This is a genomic window from Alkalicaulis satelles, assembly GCF_008630495.1.
Taxonomy (GTDB): Bacteria; Pseudomonadota; Alphaproteobacteria; order Caulobacterales; family Maricaulaceae; genus Oceanicaulis; species Oceanicaulis satelles.
On sequence record NZ_VWOJ01000003.1, the window covers coordinates 18,140 to 38,703 of the forward strand.

19 protein-coding genes are annotated in these 20,564 nt (G+C 66.8%); 4 read left to right on the forward strand and 15 right to left on the reverse strand.

Annotation, left to right across the window (positions count from 1 at the left end; all coding sequences use genetic code 11):
* Positions 1–14: 14 nt before the first annotated feature.
* The 9 genes from flbD to F1654_RS10095 all read right to left on the reverse strand — a co-directional run bounded on the left by flbD (position 15) and on the right by F1654_RS10095 (position 9,497).
* Positions 15–1,376, reverse strand: coding sequence for a sigma-54-dependent transcriptional regulator FlbD (gene flbD, locus F1654_RS10055; protein WP_150023426.1), 1,362 nt, complete (start codon positions 1,374–1,376; stop codon positions 15–17).
* Between the two features lie 35 nt (positions 1,377–1,411).
* Positions 1,412–1,774 carry a flagellar motor switch protein FliN gene (gene fliN, locus F1654_RS10060; RefSeq protein WP_150023427.1) on the reverse strand — a complete coding sequence of 121 codons (363 nt, stop codon included), beginning with the start codon at positions 1,772–1,774 and terminating at the stop codon, positions 1,412–1,414.
* An 11-nt stretch (positions 1,775–1,785) separates the two neighbouring features.
* Entirely contained in the window at positions 1,786–2,454 is a 669-nt protein-coding gene (locus F1654_RS10065; RefSeq protein ID WP_150023428.1) for a FliH/SctL family protein, read from the reverse strand.
* A gap of 10 nt (positions 2,455–2,464) precedes the next feature.
* Positions 2,465–3,499 (reverse strand): flagellar motor switch protein FliG, encoded by a 1,035-nt coding sequence (fliG, locus tag F1654_RS10070; RefSeq protein WP_150023689.1) that lies wholly within the window; start codon positions 3,497–3,499, stop codon positions 2,465–2,467.
* Positions 3,499–5,142 carry a flagellar basal-body MS-ring/collar protein FliF gene (gene fliF, locus F1654_RS10075; protein ID WP_150023429.1) on the reverse strand — a complete coding sequence of 548 codons (1,644 nt, stop codon included), beginning with the start codon at positions 5,140–5,142 and terminating at the stop codon, positions 3,499–3,501. Before fliF ends, fliG begins: the two co-directional genes overlap by 1 nt.
* A 171-nt stretch (positions 5,143–5,313) precedes the next feature.
* Positions 5,314–5,595, reverse strand: coding sequence for a CtrA inhibitor SciP (gene sciP / locus F1654_RS10080; protein ID WP_199200562.1), 282 nt, complete (start codon positions 5,593–5,595; stop codon positions 5,314–5,316).
* Positions 5,596–5,782: 187 nt separating this feature from the next.
* Positions 5,783–7,174 (reverse strand): flagellar hook protein FlgE, encoded by a 1,392-nt coding sequence (locus F1654_RS10085; RefSeq protein WP_150023431.1) that lies wholly within the window; start codon positions 7,172–7,174, stop codon positions 5,783–5,785.
* 88 nt (positions 7,175–7,262) lie between these two features.
* The gene (locus tag F1654_RS10090; protein WP_150023432.1) at positions 7,263–7,943 is read right to left on the reverse strand and encodes a flagellar hook assembly protein FlgD; all 681 of its coding nucleotides are present in this window, start codon (positions 7,941–7,943) and stop codon (positions 7,263–7,265) included.
* A 78-nt stretch (positions 7,944–8,021) separates the two neighbouring features.
* On the reverse strand, positions 8,022–9,497 hold the full coding sequence (locus F1654_RS10095) for a flagellar hook-length control protein FliK (protein ID WP_150023433.1): 1,476 nt from the start codon (positions 9,495–9,497) through the stop codon (positions 8,022–8,024).
* A gap of 715 nt (positions 9,498–10,212) precedes the next feature.
* Between F1654_RS10095 and flgK the strand changes: the two genes are divergently transcribed.
* The 4 genes from flgK (at position 10,213) to F1654_RS10115 (ending at position 15,415) form a co-directional block, all read left to right on the forward strand.
* Positions 10,213–12,339 (forward strand): flagellar hook-associated protein FlgK, encoded by a 2,127-nt coding sequence (gene flgK, locus F1654_RS10100; RefSeq protein WP_150023434.1) that lies wholly within the window; start codon positions 10,213–10,215, stop codon positions 12,337–12,339.
* Positions 12,340–12,352: 13 nt separating this feature from the next.
* Entirely contained in the window at positions 12,353–13,264 is a 912-nt protein-coding gene (locus tag F1654_RS10105) for a flagellin (RefSeq protein ID WP_150023435.1), read from the forward strand.
* A gap of 69 nt (positions 13,265–13,333) precedes the next feature.
* Positions 13,334–14,629: a metal-dependent hydrolase family protein gene (locus F1654_RS10110; protein ID WP_150023436.1), complete on the forward strand. Its 1,296-nt coding sequence runs from the start codon at positions 13,334–13,336 to the stop codon at positions 14,627–14,629.
* Between the two features lie 57 nt (positions 14,630–14,686).
* Positions 14,687–15,415, forward strand: coding sequence for a M48 family metallopeptidase (locus tag F1654_RS10115; RefSeq protein WP_150023437.1), 729 nt, complete (start codon positions 14,687–14,689; stop codon positions 15,413–15,415).
* Here F1654_RS10115 and F1654_RS10120 read toward each other — a convergent pair.
* The 6 genes from F1654_RS10120 to F1654_RS10145 form a co-directional block, all read right to left on the reverse strand.
* Positions 15,412–15,597 carry a hypothetical protein gene (locus F1654_RS10120; RefSeq protein WP_150023438.1) on the reverse strand — a complete coding sequence of 62 codons (186 nt, stop codon included), beginning with the start codon at positions 15,595–15,597 and terminating at the stop codon, positions 15,412–15,414. The genes F1654_RS10115 and F1654_RS10120 overlap by 4 nt on opposite strands.
* A gap of 100 nt (positions 15,598–15,697) precedes the next feature.
* Positions 15,698–16,339: a MarC family protein gene (locus F1654_RS10125; RefSeq protein ID WP_150023439.1), complete on the reverse strand. Its 642-nt coding sequence runs from the start codon at positions 16,337–16,339 to the stop codon at positions 15,698–15,700.
* Positions 16,340–16,448: 109 nt separating this feature from the next.
* Positions 16,449–16,949 carry a hypothetical protein gene (locus F1654_RS10130; protein ID WP_150023440.1) on the reverse strand — a complete coding sequence of 167 codons (501 nt, stop codon included), beginning with the start codon at positions 16,947–16,949 and terminating at the stop codon, positions 16,449–16,451.
* 99 nt (positions 16,950–17,048) lie between these two features.
* Complete coding sequence (locus tag F1654_RS10135) at positions 17,049–18,020, reverse strand: type II secretion system F family protein (RefSeq protein WP_150023441.1); 972 nt, start codon at positions 18,018–18,020, stop codon at positions 17,049–17,051.
* Positions 18,021–18,033: 13 nt separating this feature from the next.
* Positions 18,034–19,026: a type II secretion system F family protein gene (locus F1654_RS10140; RefSeq protein WP_150023442.1), complete on the reverse strand. Its 993-nt coding sequence runs from the start codon at positions 19,024–19,026 to the stop codon at positions 18,034–18,036.
* Positions 19,027–19,030: 4 nt separating this feature from the next.
* A complete protein-coding gene (locus F1654_RS10145; RefSeq protein ID WP_150023443.1) occupies positions 19,031–20,554 on the reverse strand; it encodes a CpaF family protein in 1,524 nt (507 codons plus the stop codon).
* Between the last annotated feature and the right edge of the window lie 10 nt (positions 20,555–20,564).

The following is a 20,564-nucleotide window of genomic DNA, read 5'->3' on the forward strand; positions in this document are numbered from 1 at the left end:
GTTTACGCGTCTCCTCAGGCCGCGCCGGCGCGGGTTTCGCCCGGCGCGGGGATGTCCACCCCGGCGTCGGAATAGAGCTTGAGCTTGTTGCGCAGGGTACGGATGGAGATGCCCAGAATGGTCGCCGCATGGGTGCGGTTGCCCAGGCAATGGTCGAGCGTGTCCAGGATCAGGTCCTGCTCCACCTCGGCCACGGTGCGCCCGACCAGGTGCGCGGCCTCGTCCGCGGCTTCGGCCGCCCGGCGCGCGATCTGGCCGCCATAGGCGTTGAAGGGCGAGCCGTCGGGCGAGCGGATGGCCTCGGGCGTAATCTGGTCGCCCACCGCCAGCAATACGGCGCGGTGCATGGCGTTTTCCAGTTCGCGCACATTGCCCGGCCATTCGCGCGTGGTGATCTGGGCGCGCGCGGCCTCGGACAGCGGGCGGTACTCCACCCCGTTGGCCTTGGCGTATTTGCGCAGGAAATGATCGGCCAGCGCCACCGCGTCCTCGGGCCGCTCGCGCAAAGGCGGGACAGCGAGATTGACCACGTTGAGGCGGAACAGGAGGTCCTCGCGGAAACTGCCCTCACGCACAGCCTGACGCAGATCGCGGTTGGAGGTGGCGATGATGCGGATATTGACCTTCACCGGCTTGGCGCCGCCCACCCGGTCGATCTCGCGCTCCTGCAGGGCGCGCAGAAGCTTGGCCTGCAGGCGCACATCCATCTCGGAGATTTCGTCGAGCAGGAGCGTACCGCCATCGGCCTCCTCGAACTTACCCACGCGCCGGGCCACCGCACCGGTAAAGGCGCCTTTCTCGTGGCCGAACAGCTCGGATTCCAGGAGGTTTTCCGGGATCGCAGCGCAATTGACCGAGACAAACGGCTTGGATGCGCGTTTGGATTTCTTGTGCAGATGGCGCGCCATCACCTCCTTGCCGACGCCGCTCTCGCCGGTGATCAGTACGGAGGCTTCAGACGGCGCGATGCGCTCGGCCAGCTCCACCACCGTCAGCATGGCCGGGTCGCGCGCCACCAGCGGGCGCTCGTCGTCCGACACCGCCGCCAGCACCGCACCGATGAGGTCGGGATCGGGCGGCAGGTGGATGAATTCCTTGGCGCCCGACCGGATCGCGCCGGCCGCCGCTTCAGGGCGCACATTCACCCCGCACGCCACCACCGGCACCACGATGCGCTCGGCCTCATTGGCGGCGATCAGCGCACCGATATCCAGCGACACGTCCACCATCAGAAGGTCCGCCCCGCGCCCGGCGCGCAGGTAAGCGGTGGCCTGGGCGATGGTGTCGACCTGGGCCACCTTGGCCCCGCGGTCCATGGCGATCTTGGTGGCGGCGGTGGATTGTCCGCCCAGGGATCCCACGATCAGAACTCGCATCGGTCAGCTCCTCAGGTCTGCGGCTTGGCGGCGGGTCATGCGGCGTCCCCGTCCTTGATGATTTCGGTCATGGTCACGCCCAGCCGGTCTTCAACGACCACCACCTCGCCGCGCGCGACCAGGCGGTTATTGACGTAGATATCGATGGCCTCGCCCACCTTGCGGTCCAGCTCCAGCACCGATCCGGAAGTGAGTTTCAAAAGCGAGTTCACATCGATATGGGACTTGCCCAGCACGGCGGAGATATTGACCGGCACGTCGAAGACCGGCGCCAGATCGACCGCCGTGCGCACCGCATCCTCGATCAGGGACTGGCTCGAATCGGGCGTCTGGGCCAGCTCGCCGCCACCGGCTTCGGACTGGGACAACTCGTCCAGCTTGAGATCATCCTGGGCCATCTTGGTCTCCTTCAGGCGGCCTCGCCGCCAGTCTCACTCTCTGAGCCAGCCGCATCGGCAGCCCCCTCTCCCGCCGGTGCGGCGAGCCATTTCTCCGCCGCCGCCTGCAGGCGCGCGGCAATATCCGATGCGGTGCGCTCTATGGCGCCCGCGCGCCATTCCAGCACCACATCGCCGGGGGCGGCTTCGGCATCGGCGCGCACGATCACAGCGCCTTCAAACCCCATCAGCTGCGCCTGCTCGTAGAGGCGTTCAGCCATGCTGTCGGCCAGCGCCGGCGCCACGCGTACGGCCAGGCGCGGCTCGGCGCGCAGCTCGGCCATGGCGTCGCGCACGCAAGCCTCCACCGTATCGGCGCCAAAGCGTTCCAGCGCCGCGCCGGCGATCACGCCGGCAGCGGTGAGCGCCAACCGCACCGCATCTTCTCGCAGGGCTTCGGATTCCGCGTCCATGCGCGCCAGCACGGCCTGCATGCGCCCGGCGATCTGACGCAAAGCCTCCGCCGCCGCGGCGGCGGAGCGGGACTCCTCTGACGCTGCGGCTTCGCGCGCCGCGGCGTCGGCCAGGCTGCGCGCTTCGTCCTCAGTGAACACGCGGCGCACCTTCTCGCCATCGCGCAGCACGGTCCCGTCCGGAGCGTATTCCCGGTCAAAGGCGAAGCGGGTGAAATGGGATGTCATCGCCGCCTCCTTAATAGATCAGCTCGTCCTCGCCGCCGCCGTCGGCGATGAGGATTTCGCCCTTGGCGGCGAGGTCTTTGGCCAGATTGACCATGGCCTGCTGGGCCTGATCCACGTCTTTCAGGCGCACCGGGCCCATGGTGGCCATGTCCTCGCGCAGGATTTTCGCCGCGCGCTCGGACATGTTGGAGAAGAACAGATCGCGCAGCGTGTCCGAGGCGCCTTTGAGAGCCAGGCCCAGCTGGTCCTTGGGCACAGAGCGCATCAGGGTCTGCACCCCTTGCGGGTCGAGCTTGCCGAGATCTTCAAACACGAACATCAGCGAGCGGATTTTCTCCGCGCTGTCCCGGTTGCGCTCCTCCAGCGTGGCCAGGAAGCGGTTCTCGGTCTGGCGGTCGAAATTATTGAAGATGTCAGCCATCAGCTCATGGCTGTCCTGCTTGGAGGTCCGCGCCAGATTGCTCATGAACTCGGTGCGCAGCGTGTCCTCGATCTTTTCCAGGATCTCGCGCTGCACCGGCTCCATGCGCAGCATGCGCATCACCACCTCCAGGGCGAAGTCCTCCGGCAGGGCCGCCAGCACCCGGGCGGCGTGCTCGGACTTGATCTTGGACATCACCACCGCGACGGTCTGTGGATATTCATTCTTGAAATAATTGGCGAGGACGACCTCGTTCACATTGGCCAGCTTGTCCCACATGGTGCGCCCGGCCGGGCCGCGCAGCTCCTCCATGATGGTCTCGACCTTCTCCTCGGGCAGGAAGGAGGAGAGAATGCGCTGGGCCTGCTCCACCGAACCGGTGATGGAGCCGGTGGAGGACATGGAGCCGACAAACTCCAGGATCAGCTTCTCCACCACGCTGGCGGTGACATTGCCAAGCCCGACCATGGCCTGGGAGACGACGCGGATTTCCTCGTCATCCATCATCTCCCACAAACGGCGCTGCTCATCGCCCAGCGCCAGCAACAGGACAGCGGCCTTTTCCGGCCCGGCCAGCCGGCCCGGATCATCAATCTTGCGAAGGGCGCCCGCCTTGGTGGCCATCATGCGTCCTCATGCATCCAGGTGCGCAGAATGCTCATGGTCTCGTCGGGGTGCTGGTCGACCAGCGCGGCCACCTTGCGCACAGATGATTTCTTCACCTGTCCGTCGATCTGGGCCACGTCGATGCGCTCCTCATCCGTTTCGCTCTCGGGCAGGAGCGCCTGGTCCTCGCCGTCCACGCGCCCGGGCAGTTGAGCCTGTGCTGACCGCCCAGGCAGCGCGGCTGCGCCCGGCTCGCCCGCCGCAGCCAGGGCCGGGGCAGATCCGCCCACCGCGCCGCGCACCAGCGGGCGGGCCACCAGAATGACGATCAGCAGGCCGATCAGGGCGATCACCGCCAGCTCGGCGATGCGCAACATGTCAGAGCGCTCCAGCCGCAGGCCTTCGGGCGCGGCCGTGCCGGCGTTGAGGTCTGGACGCGAGAAGGCCATCTGGGCGACTTCCAGCACATGGCGCTCACCATCGATGGCGCGCACATCCATGCCTGCGGCCGCGGCCACCAGGGCGCGTATGCGCTCCATTTCTTCAGCCGGGCGCGGCTCATAGGCGATGGCGCCGCCTTCCCCGCGCACCGCGCGCTCGTCCACAGCCACCGAGACCGACAGCCGGCGCAGCGCGCCAGGCTCCACCACCCGGGTGCGGGTGGTGCGCGAGTTTTCAAAATTGCGCACATTGTTGGAGCGGCGCGACATGGACATCTGACCCGCCCCGGCGGCCTCTTCGGCGCCAGGCTGGTTCTCGCTCACCGACACCGCCCCGTCGCGGCCCGGCTCCTGGGATTCCTCGCTCTGCACCTCGCGGCTGACCTCGACCTGGCCATCGGGATCAAAGCGCAGCTCGGTCTCGGTCAGGCTCTCGCGGTCCAGCTCGGCTGTGACCACCACGCGCGCCGCGCCAGGGCCGACCACGCCCTCAACCACATCCAGAATGCGCTGGCGCAGCGCGCTCTCCAGCCCGGAGCGGCGCTCTTCGATGACCGCGCCCGACACGCTGTCGCCCTCGCTGGGACTGGCCAGAAGCCGGCCCTGATCATCGGCCAGGGTGATGCGCGTGGGGCTGAGGCCCGGCACGGCGGTGGCGATGAGATTACGGATGGTGGCGACCTGGCCCTGATTCAGCTCACCGCTGACGGTGATCACCACCGAGGCTGACGGTTCCTGCTGCTCACGTGAGAACAGACGCCGCTCGGGCAGCACCAGATGCACGCGCGCGCCGGACACCGCGTTGATAGCGTTGATGGAGCGCGCCAGCTCTCCCTCCAGCGCCCGGCGCGCATTGACGTTCTGGACAAAGCTGGTGGCGCCGATCCCGTCATTGGTGTCGAAAATCTCGTAGCCCACCGAGCCAAAACCCAGCGCGCCGCCAGACGCCACGCGCAGGCGCGCCTGATCGACCTGATTGGCGGGCACATACACCGCCGTGCCGCCTTCGCGCAGCTCGAAGCGAATGCCCGCCGCCTCCAGGCGTTCGGTCACCGAAGCCGCGTCGCGCGGCTGCAATCCGGAATACAGCAGCGCCTGGGAGCCGCCGCCGGGATTGACCAGCAGCAGAATAAGCGCCAGCGCCACCCCGGCGGTCAGGCCGAAGATCAGGCTGAGCCGGCCAATTCCCAGACGGGAGAGCTGTTCAAATAACGCGTTCACGTGCGATGGGCCCCGGCCCCTGCCTGATCCGGAGCGCGCCCGCGGCGTCCGGTAGGCAAGTTTTTCCCACCGCCCGCGTAAACGAGGCCTTAACAGCTTGAATCAGAATGCACTGCGGGCGCGCGCCGGATCACTGGCGCGCGCCCGCAGCGAAATCCGCTGTGAAACGGCCTATTGGCGGTATTGCTGGATGCGCGTGGTGCGCAGACCCGCCAGGCCATGGCGGTCAATGGCGCGCTGCCAGGAGAGGAATTCCTCCACCGTCAGCCGGTAACGGTCGCACGCTTCGTCCAGGCTCAGGAGCCCGCCGCGCACCGCCGCCACGACCTCGGCCTTGCGCCGGATCACCCAACGCTGGGTCTCCGGGCTCGGCAGATCGGCCACTGTGAGCGGGCTGCCATCCGGCCCGATCACATAGTTTTCCTTCTTCGCTCGACGTTCCATCCGACCCATCCTTGTCAACAGGCGCGTCTGACGCGCGCCCTTTTGATGGAGCCGTTATACCGCAAGCGTCTTTCTGAACCTCTAAAGCCCAGAGTAAACAGAGCCCTAACCCTGAATTGATAAAAAATTCACCCCGGCGCTGACGCGCCGGGGCTTGAAGTAACGCCGGTGGGACGGCGGGAAGAACCAGTCAGGCCTAGCGTTTCATCTGGATAGCTTCGGCGAGCATTTCGTCCGCCGTGGTGATGATGCGCGAGGAGGCCGAATAGGCGCGCTGGGTGATGATCAGGTCAGAGAACTCGGTGGCGATATCCACGTTGGAGTTCTCCACAGCGCTGGATGCAATCGTGCCCGAGGCGCCGCGGCCGGGTGCGTTCATCGTGAAGGCGCCGGAGTTTTCCGTGATCTGGAACGAGGCGCCGCCCACGCTGGCCAGACCGTTGGGATTGGCCACCGTGGCCACCGGAATCTGGTAGATGCGCCGCACCACGCCATTGGTGAAGCGTGCCGAGACGAACCCGTCCTGACCCACTTCAACGCCCGCGAAAGCGCCGAAGATGGCCCCGTCCACCGTGGTGGAGTTGAGCGTAGAGGGGCTGTCGAACTGGGTGATGCCGCCCGGCGCGCCGGCAGTGCCCAGATCCAAGTTGATCGATTGCGCGCCCACGCCCGTGCCCGGCGCCCACTGCACCTGGTTGGCGCCCGGCGCGCCGGGATTGTTGGAGGCCAGGAAGTTCAGGCTGGACGGCAGGGTCGTGGCGCCCGGATTGATCTGGCCATTGGTGTCAAAGGCAATGACGCCAGTAGCGATCTGGCCGTTATTCAGGCCCGCGCCTGTGACCACATCTGAGGCCGGCTCCACATGCAGCTCCACGTGCCACTGATTGGCGGTGGTGGATTTGAGCATGGACATGGTGATGGAGCGCACCCCGCCCTGGCTGTCGAACACCTGGATGGTGCGCTGGAAGTCCGGCGCGACTGCGCCTGACGCCATATTGACCGCCGGATCGGCGGCGTCATAGGTGGCGGCCGCCGGTGAGAGACCCTGGCTCGCCTGTAAATTGGCGTTGATGCGGATGGAGGACGTGGCTTCCGCCGCGCCGCCGATATTGGACAGATTGATCGCCTCGAGCTGGTCGAGATTGGACGGGTTCTGGTTCACCGTTCCGTCCGAACCTACCGGCCAGGCATAAAGATACATGCCCGCATCATTGCGCAGATAGCCCGATGAATCGGTCTGGAAGGCGCCCGAGCGGGTGAACAGCACCGCGTCCGTCCCCGAATTGGAGATCGGGGTGGGCCGCACCACGAAAAAGCCGTTGCCGTCAATGGCCAGCGAGGTGGGCGAGGAGCTGGGATTGAGCAGGCCCGCCGAGTTCACGTCGAGGCGCGAATTGGCGGTGACGCCCGCCGAGTTATAGCGCGCCTCGCCTGACCCTCCGATCTTGTAATTGGGGGTGAAGACCGTGTTGACCCGCTTGTAGCCGGTGGTGTTCACGTTGGCGATATTGTCCGAAATCGCCGCCAGCGCGGAGGAATTGGCCAGGAGGCCTGACGCCCCCGCGATCATGGCCGAGTTGATAGACATGACGTTCGTCTCCCACGTCCTGACCTGCTCACCCGGCTTTTGCCGGCCGGCAGGCGTGTTGTTGGGGCGCCTTCATGGCGCCCGGTTCTCAAGCGCCGGCTTCTCGCACGGCGATGACATTGACGAAGGGCGCCTTGATCGCGCCCAGCTCGACACGCGCCTCGCCCCCCGACAGGTCCACGCCGGTCACCCGGCCTGAAATGCGCACGGCGGCTTTCACCTCTTCGCCCTCGGAGTCACGTGCGGTCACCTGCAAGCTGTACACGCCCGCCGGCATGGCGTTGCCTGCGGCATCGCGCCCGTCCCACACAAAGTCATGTTTGCCCGATCCGGTCTGCCCGGGCAGGGCGGCGACCACACGGCCAGCACTGTCTGAAATGGTCAGATCCGTGCGCTGGGTGCTGCGGGGCAGCTCATAACTCCAGCGCGCCTTGCCATCCTTGAACTCGGCGGTATCAGCCGAGACCGTCACATCACGGCCCACATAACCGGCCGCTGACATGGCTGCATTGGCGCCCTGAAGCGCCAGCAGCGCATCAAGCGAGCGGGTCTGAGCGATCTGCTGTTCCACCGAGGAGAACTGCACCAGCTGAGTGACGAATTCCTGGGAATCCATCGGGTTGAGCGGGTCCTGGTTCTGCAGCTGCGAGGTCAGAAGGCGCAGGAAAGTGTCGAAATTATCCGCCAGATTGCCGGCGGCCAGACCGGAGTCATTGGCCTTGCCGGCGCTCGGCAGGATCTGGCCGATCGGATTGAGATCAAGTCCCATGGCGCATGGCCTCCCTGTCGTCTCTGGCGGGGCCCGCAGGCCGGATATTGGTCTTCAGTCTCATCGCGTCCGCCTCGCTCATGCCCGTATGTCCACGCCGGCGCGCGCAGCCAGGGCGAAGCCGTAGAGCGCCGCGTCCGGATTTGCGGGCGCTGCGGTTTCCACCTGCAACACCCGGCCTGCGCCAGGCGCGGAGCCCCCCTCGCCTTGCGCCTCCCCGTCCTGGCGCTCACCGCCCAGGGAAAAGGACAGGGCATTCTCGCCCAGCTGCAGCCCGGCCTCGCTCAGCGCTTTTTCAAGATCGCGCGCGCTGCGCTGCAATTCGCTCAGCGTGTCAGGCCGTTCCGCGCTCAGCACGGCCTTGACCGTCTGGTCGGCGCCCATTTCCAGCCGCACACCGACCCGGCCCAGCTGGGGCGGATCAAGACGGATCTCGAACACCCGCGCGCCTTCCACGTGGCGGCGCACGATCTGGGCGGCCAGATGCTGGGGCGTATGGGGCGCAAACCGCGCGGGCGCGCCCGGCGGTTGCGGCGCGGACGGGCGCATGGTCTCGCCCGCGCGCTCCACCGCGCTGCGCGCGGCGGTGTCCAGCGGTGGTTCGCCAGCGCGATCCAGGGCGCGTTCGGGCGAGCGCGGCAAACCTGGCTCCGATCCGGCGCGCGCCTGCATCAGGCGCTCGAACGCCTCAGCGCCATCGGGGGCCGCTGCGGGCGGGGCGGCGGACGGCTGAGCTGTCTGGGCTGAAGCCTGGGTCTGGGCGCCCTGCGGGTTTGCGGACCCCGATGGAGCCCCCTGGCGCGCCGGCGCGGGCTGGCCCGTGCGGCCCGCCGCGTCCTGGACCTTCGCGGCCAGGCTGTCAGCCTCCCCGCGGGCCGGACGGCGCGCCTGGATCTCGCCCTCTTGCGCCGCCTGCGCCATCAGCGCGGCGTCATGCGTTTGCGCTACAGTATCTGTTTCGGCCTGCTCCCCGGCCTCAGCGTCTTCTTCCCCCGGGGCGGCAGGGGCGGTCATGGCCTCAGGGGCGGAACGGGGTTCTGGCGCACTGACCGGCCCGGACGGCGTCCGGGGCGGCGTCCAGGGCGGCGTGACTTCATATTGCACCAGTTCCGCGGCCCCCTCGGGCGCGGGCCGGGCAGGCGGCGCTTCGGCGCTCTCCTGTGACAGCGTCAGGTCAGGAGGCGGCGCTTCGGCCCGGACGGTGCGGGAGGGCTCCTGCGCCAGCTTGTCATCCGGCTCCGCCGCCTCCCGGGCTTTCGTTCGGTCAGCTTGGGAAGCTCCGTCCCGGGTGGCCTTCGGCTCGGGCATGCGCTCAAACGGGGCGGACATCGCATCAGCCTCGTCAGGCGCCTCCTTGAGCGGCGCGTCCGCCTCAAACCCAGCCTCCTGGGGCGCCGGCGGCAGCGCATCCGCCTCAACCCCGGACCCCTGGGGCAGAGGAGCAGCCTGCTCGCCGGCGTGCGGGGTTTCATCAGACGGAATCTGGATCACAAGCCCGCTCGCCGCCCCGGTCATCATCAGGCGCGAGGGCGCATCATCTTGGCTTGGCGCCAAAACGGGCTTTTTTGATACGAAATCCGGGTTTTTCGATACGAAATCGGGCTCTTTTGATACGAAAATCGACGTTTCCTGTACCGATGAAACGGGGATAGGCGCGCGTGCAGCATGCGCCTCCATCCCCTCACCAGACGCAGCCTTGTCCCCTGCACGGCCCTCGCTCAGGAGCGCCTGGAACGCGCCATCCCCGTCAGGCGTACGCCCCGCGCTCCGGCCCGCCACAGCGTCCGGCGCAAGCGCTAAATGGAGTTGGGCCGCAAGCGGCATGAATCAGGCCTCTGAAGCTCATGTGCGCCGCCTTTTGCCGCGTCTGAAACCGCCCGCACGCTTTGGGCGCAGGCTGACAGATACCGGCTAGCAAGGCCCGCGCCAAAACGGACAGACCAAATAATTCAATTATATCAATGTGATAAAATTTACTTCCGCCCGCTCTGGCCCTGCCGCCCGGCAGATTCTGACGGGTGACAGGGGCGATTCCTGCCGCCCTTTCCGGGGTGCGGCCCGGCTGGCCCGTCCCTTGCGCTGTTATACCCATGACCGGCGCTCGCCGCCATGACAGGACGATCAGGGCCATGCCAGAAAGATCATTCTTTACATATAGATGCGCGAAAATACCTGCTCTTGCGGCAGATCGGCAGGCGCGTCTGGCCCCGGCAGGAATTGCCGTCCGCCCGGCAGGCCCTGCCGCCTTGCAGACCATGGGAGCGTGCTGATGTCGCTCAACGGAATCATCGGCAGCGCGCTCAGCGGCCTGCAAGCGGCCCAGCTGGGCATGCGCACATCCTCCAACAATGTCGCCAACGTCAACACGCCCGGCTACGCCCGCTCAGAGCTGTCCCAGACCTCGCGCAGCTCCGGCGGCATGGGCGCAGGCGTCATGGTCCACGGCATCCAGCGCGTCTCCGACATCTATCTGACCGGCGCCGCCATGCGCGCAGCCTCGGATGCGGCGGCCTCCAAGGCGCTGGCGGCTTCTCTGGACCGGCTGCAATCGCAATTCGGCGCCACGGATGATCCCGGCTCTCTGTTCGGGCGCATGAACCAGATCATGGCCTCGCTGGGCGCCGCCGCCGCCGACAGCGCCGACCGGGTTTCGCGCCTGAGCGCGGCGTCGGACATACAGAGTTTCTTTGACGAGGCCTCGCGCCTGTCAGCTGAAGTGCGCACCATGCGCGACGAAGCCGATCAGCGCATCGGAACGGGCGTTTTCCGGATCAACGAGATCATCAAGGAATTGCAGAGCCTTAACGCCCAGGCCCAGACCCTGACCGCCACCGCGTCTGACACCACCGGCACGCTCAACCGCCAGGCCGAGCTGATGGACGAGCTATCCAATTACATTGATGTGCGCGGAGAGCGCCAGAGCGATGGCCGCCTGTTCGTGCGCACCCAGGACGGGGTGAGCCTTCTGGACAATTCCCGGCTGGAGCTGCGCTATGTGCCCGCAGGCACGGGCGCTTACGGGGTCGAGTACGGGCGCATCACCGCTGTGGTCTCGGCCTCAGGCGCTGTCGCTGACATCACGCCTTCGATCCGCTCGGGCGAGCTGCGCGGGCTTCTGGATTTGCGCGATATCGAGCTGCCGGCCATCGCGGGCGGGCTTGCGGAAATGGCTGCGGGCGCAGCCGACGCGCTCAATGCAGCCCATAATGACGCCGCCTCCTACCCCCCGCCCAACGCGCTGGAAGGACGCAATACCGGCTTTCTGGCCAGCGACGTGCTGACGGGTTCCGGCCAGGCTTCACTGGCCGTGGTCAATGCATCCGGCGAGCTGGTCACACGGGTGGATGTGGGCGTGACAGGCGCCGGGTTTACGGTCAACGGCGCCCCCGCCGCCTCCATCGCCGATCTGGTCAATGCGCTGAACACGGAGTTCGGCGGGGCGGCGAGCGCCAGCTTCGTCAATGGCCGGCTGAGCCTGTCGGCCGCTGACCCCTCTCACGGCCTGGCCGCCCTGCAGGATCCCGACGATCCGGCTTCCATTGGCGGGCGCGGCTTCGCCCACATGTTCGGGCTCAATGATCTGGTGGGTTCGCCCCGGCCCGGCTTTTTCGAGACCGGCCTCAGCGCCGCCAGCCCTCACGGGCTCAATGCCGGCGGCGAGCTGGGCTTTTCCATCTACACCCCCGACGGGCGCAAGGCGGGCGAGGTGAGCGTCCCGGTCACCGGCGCAAGCCTGCAGGACCAGATCAACGCGCTCAACAGCCCGGCTGGCGGCTTGGGCCTGTATGGACAGTTCTCGCTGGATGCGGACGGGACGCTGAGTTTCCAGCCTGCGCCGGGCTACCAGAATTTCAAGGTGGAGCTGAACAGGGACTCCACCGAGCGCGGCGCCACCGGGCTGTCCTTCTCCCAGATATTTGGGATGGGCGACGCAGCGCGCATGACCCGCGCGGAGAGCTTTAGCGTCAACCCGGCGGTACGCGCCGACTCCTCGCGCCTGGCCTTCGGCAAGCTCGATCTCAACGCCGCCAGCGCGCCGGGTGATCTGGTGCTCAGTGAAGGCGACAGCCGCGGCGGTCAGGCCTTGTTCAATGCGCTTACCGAAAAACGCCGCTATGCCGGAGCAGGCGGGCTGGTGGGCGGCATGGCCAGCCCGGTGGAATACGCTTCACGCCTGGCCGGAGACGTCGGCGCACGCGCCGCACGCGCCGAGCGCAACGAGGCCGCCGCCATGTCGGTCAAGAAAGCCGCCGACGCCAAGCGCTCGGATGTGGAAGGGGTCAATCTGGACGAGGAGCTCGCCCGCATGACCCTGTACCAGCAAGCCTATAACGCCTCGGCGCGCCTGCTCCAGGCGTCCAAGGAAATGACCGACACCCTGCTCAACATGGTCTAGAGGGCTCACGCTCATGAGAATTTCCACCCAGGCCGCCGCCCAGTCCGCACTGATGGATCTGATGCGCGCCCAGCGCGAAGCCTTCGACGCCCGCGAGCAGGTCTCCACCGGACGCAAGGCGCCCGATCTGAAAGGCTATGGCAACAGCGCCGAAGTCATCATCTCCACGCGCGCCGCCCAGACCCGGGTCGACAGCTATGTCTCGGCCAATACCCGCCTTGAAAACCGGCTGGCGGTTCAGGATCTGGCCTATCGCGAACTGTCCGAAGCCGCCACGGATCTGCGCGAGACGCTGACCACATCTGACGGCACCTTCCTGATGAACAAGGTCCAGGAAGCCTTTGACCGGGTTGTGATCGCGCTCAACACCCGTTTCAACGGCTCCCATGTGTTTGGCGGTGTGCGCACCGACGCCCAGCCGGTCAACATCACCACGCTGGGACAGCTGCAGGCGCTGGGCGATCCCATGGACGCCTTCTCCAGCGCCTCACGGCGCCAGACCGCCCAGATCGACGATAATCTCACCATTGAAGTGAACCGGACCGCAGCCGAAGTCGCCGGCGATCTGATGGGCGTATTCCGGCGTCTGGCCGATTTCAATGACGGGCCGGACGGCCCCTTTGACGGCCCCATGAATTCCAGCCAGCAGTCCTTCATCCAGACCGAGATCGCCAACGCCATCTCCGCTTTCGAGCGGATCAACGAAGCCATGGGCGAGAACGGCGCCAAACAGGCGCGTGTGGAGGCTTCGGTGCGCGGCCACAAGGCGCGCGAGGATTATCTCAAGCGCATGCTGGCTGATCTGGAGGAGGCCGACATGGCCCAGGCCGCCACCCGCCTGACCCAGGCGCAAAATGCCGTGGAAGTGTCTGCCGCCACCTTCTCCATGCTCACCCAGGTCAGCCTCCTGCCGTTTCTGAGATAGGCGAGAATTGACACCCGGCCCAAGCGGGCGCGACACTGCGCCGAAATCACAAACGCTTGGGAGGCTTGCATGATCCGTGTTCTTGCTGCGCTGGCCGCAGGACTGGCCCTGTCGTTCGCGCCCGGTGCGCGCGCCGCGGATGAAGCCTCCGTCACCATCATCCATGCCGGCGTCCTGATCGCGGCGCCTGGCGATGAACGCCCGCGCAGCCAGGTCTCGGTGATCGTCCAGGACGGGCGCATCAGCGCCATCGAGGACGGCTTCGTCACCGGTGACGGCGCCGATATCGTGGACCTGTCGGACCGCTGGGTGTTGCCGGGCTTCATCGATTCCCATGTGCACATCACCTCTCAGCAGGGGCCGGACCGGCGCTTGTCCGTGTTCACCGATTCCAGCGCTGACCGCGCGCTTCAGGGCGCGCAATACGCCCGGCGCACCCTGATGGCGGGCTTCACCACCGTGCAGGATGTGGGAGCGGACATGGAGGCCATCCGCGCACTGCAGCGGGCCATCGGCGAGGGGCTGGTTTCGGGGCCGCGCCTGCGCATTGCAGGCGGCGCGGTGACGCCTACCGGCGGGCATGGCGACATCAATGGCTGGAGCGTGGAGGTGCTGCGCAGCCAGGGCAGCCCTTATGCCTGCAATGGCGCGGATGATTGCGCGCGCGCCGTGCGCCAGCTGGTCCAGGAAGGCGCGGACATGATCAAGATCACCGCCACGGGCGGGGTGTTGTCGTCCACCGGCGCGGGCGTGGAGCTGCAATTCTTCGAAGAAGAGCTCGCCGCCATCGTGGAGGCTGCGCGCATGATGGGACGGCGCGTCACCGCTCACGCCCACGGGGTGAGCGGGGTCAACGCCTTCCTGCGCGCCGGGGGTCATTCCATCGAGCACGGCACCTTCCTGGATGCGGAATCCATCCGCCTGTTCCGGCGCAACAACGCCGTTCTGGTGCCCACCGCCATGGCCGGCGAATGGGTCACCCTGCAGGCCGATTCCGGCTGGATGACGCCGTTCCAGCGCGCCAAGGCCCTGGAAGTGGGGCCGCGCATGCTCGACATGGTGCGCCAGGCTCACCGGGGCGGGGTGACTATCGCCTTCGGCACCGATTCCGGGGTCTCGGCCCACGGGGACAATGCGCGCGAGTTCGAGCTCTATGTCGAGGCGGGCATGACCCCCATGGAAGCCTTGCGCACCGCCACCATCACGGCGGCGCGCCATCTGGGCCTGGAGGAGGAAACCGGGCGGATTGCGCCGGGCCTGGCTGCTGACATCATCGCGCTGGACGCCGATCCGCTGGAGGACATCTCGGCGGTCTGGCAGGTCGGCTTCGTGATGGCCAATGGCCGCATCCACAAAGCGCCCTGACCGCGGCAGCACGCCAGCCAGGCTGCGCAGTGCGCCCGGGCGCGCTATCATCGCCCCATGACGATCCGCACGATTCGCCTGGGCGAGCGCGAGCTGGCCTATACGCTGGCGCGCTCCTCGCGCCGGCGCACGATCGGCCTCAAGGTGGGGCCGGACGGCCTGAGCGTGACCCTGCCGCGCTTCGCCGGGGTCAGCGAGGCTGATCGTGTAGTGCGCGAGAAGGCGGGCTGGATTCTCGACCGGCTGGAACGTGAGGCCCGGCGCGCGGCGCGGCCGCAGCTGCAAGGCGTGGATGGCGAGGAGATCGGCTGGCTGGGCGGGGTGTTGACCTTGCGCGTCACCGCCCACGCCCGGGCGCGCACCGCGCTTCAACAGGGCGAAGGCGTGCTGGACGTGCGGGTGGATCAGGCGCTGGACCCCGAGCTGCGCGCGGCGACCGTCCGCCGGGCGCTGGCGCGCTGGCGGCGCGCCGCGGCGCTGGAGCTCATGGCGCCCAAGGTGACCGGTTACGCTGACAGGCTGGGCGCGCCGCGCCCGGTGGTGCGGGTGCGCGAACAGGCCTCACGCTGGGGCAGCTGCTCGGCGGACGGCTCGATCCGGATGAATGCGCGCCTGATCGCCTATGACGAAGCGCTGATCGATTATGTGTGCGCCCACGAGGCCTGCCATCTCATCGAGATGAACCACTCGCCGCGCTTTCATGCGCTGATGGATCAGCTAATGCCCGACCACAAGGCCCGCCGCGCGCGCCTGCGCGCCAGCGAGGCGCCGGGTGTGGAGTTTTAAGCTTGCTCGCTCTGGCGTCCCGGCGCGGCCAGCGCAAACGCCACGGCGCCGGCGATGCCTGGCCAGGTGAAGGCCACGGCCTGGGCCACCGCCCCCTCGATCAGAAACGCCGCGCCCGCCGCCAGTCCGCCCAGACCGGCCAGAACAGAGGCGCTCAGAAGGATCACACGCACGCTCATCATGACGCCATGCTCCTGACAATTCAGGGCGCCATCATGGCGTAAAAGGGCTAAAATCCGGTATTCAGGGATGGTTAACGCAGTCCTTGCGCCCCCGCCTTGCTCACCCGCCCAGAAGCGCGCCGCGTATGCCGTCAAAGATGAACTGGGCGGCGAGCGCGGCCAGGATCACACCCAGAATGCGCGTGATCATCGCCGCGATGGTGTCGCCCATGAGCTTCATCACCGGGCCGATCATCAGGAATACCAGAAGACAGATCAGCAGATTGGCGCCGAGCCCGATCAGCACCGAGATCTGAGCGCCTGCTGAGTCCGACTGGGACATGAACAGCATGATGGAGGCGATGGCGCCAGGGCCGGCGATCATGGGGATCGCCATGGGGAAGACGGAAATGTCTTCATGTTCGTGATCTTCGCCTGACAATTTTTCGGCGCGCTCCTCGCGGCGCTTGGTGCGCTTTTCAAAGATCATGTCGAGCGCGATGAGGAAGAGCAGCACGCCGCCCGCCGCACGGAACGCGTCCAGGCTGATATGCAGCGCGCCCAGCAGCCACTCCCCGCCATAGGCGAAGCCCACCAGCACCAGCGTGGCGATGGCCACCGACTTGATGGCCATTTTCGTACGGTGCTTCTGGCTCGCGCCATCGGTCAGCCCTGCGAAGATGGGCGCCACGCCCGGCACGTCGATCACCACGAAAAACGTGACGAAGGCCGCCGTCATGAGAGCGAAATCGAAAAATTCCATGTCCAGGCTCCGCCAAGGGGAGAAATCGGTGAGAGGCCTGTATCAGATGGCGCCGGTCCGTGCGAGGGCGTGTCCGCGCAGAACCGGCTTGCGCAAATGAGGGCGCGCCTCAGAACGGCTCGCCCGAGGAGGGCGGCGGCGCCATGGGCGGGGGTGCAGGGCTGGTCTCCTCGACCTTCTTGAGCGGAAAGCGCGCCTTGAGATCACCGCTGACCAGCGTGTGATCAAAGCGGAAATCCTCCACCCTGTCACGCAGTTCGCGCGGGGCGCGCCCGTCCTTGCTGGCGTCGATGGCGCGATAAAGCGCATACAGGCGCAAATACGCCTTGTCGTCGCGCGACAGGCTGGTGTCGTCCAGGCCGTCGCACACGAGCATGAGCTTTTCCAGGCCCGGGCGGCGCTTGCCGGCGGCCAGATCAATCACGGCGGAGGCCATCAACGGCTTCCAGCCGCCATCGGCCAGAGCGATTTTCTTCGGCGCCGCCGACAGCTCGCGGCGCGCACGCGCCATATCGCCCGCCGCAAGCGCCTCCAGGGCGTGGTCGGCGGCCTCGCTGGCCAGGCGCATCTCGTCCCGGCGGCGCTGGGCCGCCTTGTCACCGCCAAACATGGCGCGGGTTCCTCCCGCTGGATAGGGATCGTGAGGCGGCACCCTAGCGCCAATCACAGCGCAGGCGAAAGGGGCTTGAGCGCCCGCAAGGGCTTTGGCCTACATGTTCTGATAATTGAGCGCCGCCGGCCCCATGATCACAAGGAACAGCACCGGCAGGAAGAACACGATCATCGGCACGGTCAGCTTGGCGGGCAGGGCGGCGGCCTTCTTCTCGGCTGCGCTCATGCGCATATCCCTGTTTTCCTTGGCCATGACCCGCAAGGCCTGGCCCAGCGGCGTGCCATAGCGTTCCGCCTGGATCAGGGCGGTGGCCACCGCCTTCACGCCGGGATGGCCGGTGCGCGCAGCGAGATTTTCATAGGCAAGGCGCCGCTCCTGGAGATAGGCCAGCTCGGCATTGGTCAGGGACAATTCCTCGGCCAGCTCGATGGAGCTCGACCCGATCTCGCCAGCGACCTTCTGGAACGCCGCCTCGATGGACATGCCCGCCTCCACGCAGATCAGGAGCAGATCGAGCGCATCGGGAAAGGCCTGCATGATGGACTCGCGGCGCTTCTGGCCGATATTGGACAGGTAAAGCGCAGGCGCATAATAGCCCAGCACCGCCGATCCCATGGCGATGGTCAGGCGCTGCATGCCGGTCAGGTCGAAATCATTGACGAAGAACAGATACAGCGCGGCCACCGCAAACAGGATGAAAGGCATCACGAAGCGCGCGAAATAGAAGGCGAAGACCGGTCCCTGCCCGCGCATGCCAGCCTGGATCAGCTTGGTCTTCAGATTGGGGTCTTCGAGCAGTTTCTGCAGGTTGAGGCTTTCCACCACCTTGCGGAACGGGCTGCGCGTGTCCTTGCCGCGCAGGCCCGAAGCTTTCTCCCGCTCGAGGGCCTCGCGCGACTTGCGCCGCAACTCTTCGCGCCGGTTGGCCACCTGCTTCATGCGCTTGGACAGATTGTCCGACTTCATGGACGGCGCCGACAGGGTCAGCACGGTGGCGAACACCAGGACAGCGGCGATCACCGCGAACAGGTTCTGCGGCTGGGTGATCCATTCGGCGAATGCGGTCATGTGCGCCTCCGCCTCACATTTTGAAATTGATCATGCCGCGCATGACCATGATGCCGATGCCCATCCACATGACCCCGCCCATCAAGAGGAGCTGGCCAATCGGGGTGGTGAAAAGCGGCGCCATATAGGACGGCGACATCACCGAGACCATGCCGGCGACAGCCGGCGGCAAGGAGCCGATGATGAAGGCCGACGCCTTGGCTTCCGAGGACAGGGCCGCGACCTTCTCGCGCATCATCTTGCGCGCACGCAGCACGGCTGAGAGATTGCCCAGCGCTTCGGAGAGATTGCCGCCGGTCTTTTGCTGGATGACCAGCACGATCATGAAAAACGACAGCTCCGGCAGGGGCATGCGGGCCATCATCCGGCGCAGCCCCTCATCAAGCTCAACGCCGACCTGAACGCCTTCCACCAGCAACTGGAACTCCTGGCGCACCGGGCTTTCGGCCTCGCGGGCGATGACTTTGAGGCACTCATTGAGCGGCAGGCCGGACTTGATGCCGCGGGTGATGATGTCCAGCGCATCAGCGAAATGGGATGTGAATTGCGCCTGACGCCGCTTGCGCATCATGCCCAGCACCCAGCGCGGCAGGCCCAGCCCGGCGACAAAGCCCACCGCCAGCGCCATCAGAATGTGCAGCCCGGCGGCCATGATCGCCAGCGCCCCGCCCGCCCCCAGCGCAGCGGAAGCGAGCCAGAACTGAACCGGGGTGGCCTTCAGCCCGGCCTGCTCCAGGCGCGCTTTCAGGGTCAGGGATTTCTTGCGTTCCGCCTTCTGGCGGTCCTCGAGATCTTTCAGGGTTTCCTGGATCTGCTTGCGCTTCTGAGCGGCGCTGTCGAGCGCGGCCACTTTGCGCGCCCCGCGCCTGACCGGCTCGCCCACCGCAACAGCCATGCGCGATTTGCGCGCCTTGCCCGTATCGCCCGGGACCAGGGCGAAGCCGGCGGCGGCCACCGCCACGAAGGCGCAGACCGCAGCCAGGATGAAGGCGGCGTCGCCCCCCATGATCTCAAGCCTCCGCCGCGTCGAGCGCTTCGGCCAGCGCCTGCTCCAGGCCGAAATAGCGCGCCCGGTCCCAGAAATTGGGCCGCGCAATGCCGGTGGAGACGTGACGCCCGGTGATATTGCCGTCCGCGTCTTCGCCGGTGATCTCGTACAGGAACAGGTCCTGGGTGATGATCACATCGCCTTCCATCCCCAGCACTTCGGTGATGTGGGTGATCTTGCGCGTGCCGTCGCGCAGGCGCGCGGCCTGGACGATCACATCGATGGAGCCCGAGATCATCTCGCGGATGGTCTTGGTGGGCAGGTTATAGCCGCCCATGGTGATCATGGATTCAATCCGCGAGAGCGCCTCGCGCGGGCTGTTGGCGTGCAGCGTGCCCATGGACCCGTCATGGCCGGTATTCATGGCCTGCAACAGGTCGAAGGCTTCCGGGCCGCGCACCTCGCCCACGATGATGCGCTCGGGGCGCATGCGCAGGCAGTTCTTGACCAGATCGCGCATGGTCACCTGGCCCTGGCCCTCCAGATTGGGCGGGCGGGTTTCCAGGCGCACCACATGGGGCTGCTGAAGCTGCAGCTCGGCCGCGTCCTCACAGGTGATGATGCGCTCTTCCTCGCCGATGAAGCCGGTCAGGCAATTGAGGAGCGTGGTCTTGCCCGAGCCCGTGCCGCCCGAGATCAGCACATTGGCCCGGCAGGCCCCGATAATCTCGAGAATCCGCGCGCCTTCGGGCGAGATGGAGCCGAACTCCACCAGGTTGGAGAGCTTGAGCTTGTCTTTCTTGAATTTGCGGATGGTCAGGGTCGGCCCGTCCAGCGCCAGCGGCGGCGCGATGACGTTGACCCGGCTGCCATCGGCCAGGCGCGCATCGCAGATCGGCGAGCTTTCATCCACGCGCCGGCCCACCTGGGACACGATGCGCTGGCAGATATTCATCAGCTGGCCGTTATCGCGGAAGCGGATATTGGTCTTCTTGACCCGGCCATTGACCTCGATGAACACATGGCCCGAGCCATTGACCATGATGTCGGCGATGTCGTCGCGCGCCAGCAGCGGCTCAAGCGGGCCATAGCCCAGAACATCATTACAGATATCCTGAAGCAGCTGTTCCTGCTCGGCGATGGACATGGCCACGTTCTTGATCGAGATGATCTCGGTGACGATATCGCGGATCTCGTCCGCCGCGGTGGCGTTGTCCAGGCGCGCCAGCTGGCTGAGATCGATGGTGTCGATCAGCGCGTTGAAGATCGTGGTCTTGATCGCATAGTACTCGGTCGAGCGCTCGGCGCCGACGCGTTCAGTCTCCTGCGCCTTGCGCCGGGCCGGAGCCGGCTTCATCTCGGCGCGCGGGCGGGCGGGCGCCGCAGCAGGCGCGGGCGCTGGCGCTGGCGCTGGACGGGGCGCAGCCGGTTCAGGCGCAGGCGCGCGCTCGCGCACCGCCACATCCGCCCCGGCCGGGGGGCGGGCGGCGGCGGACCCGAAGGATTTGGGGCCGTCAGATGATCCGGGCGGGCGCTTTCCGAACATGGCGCGGAGC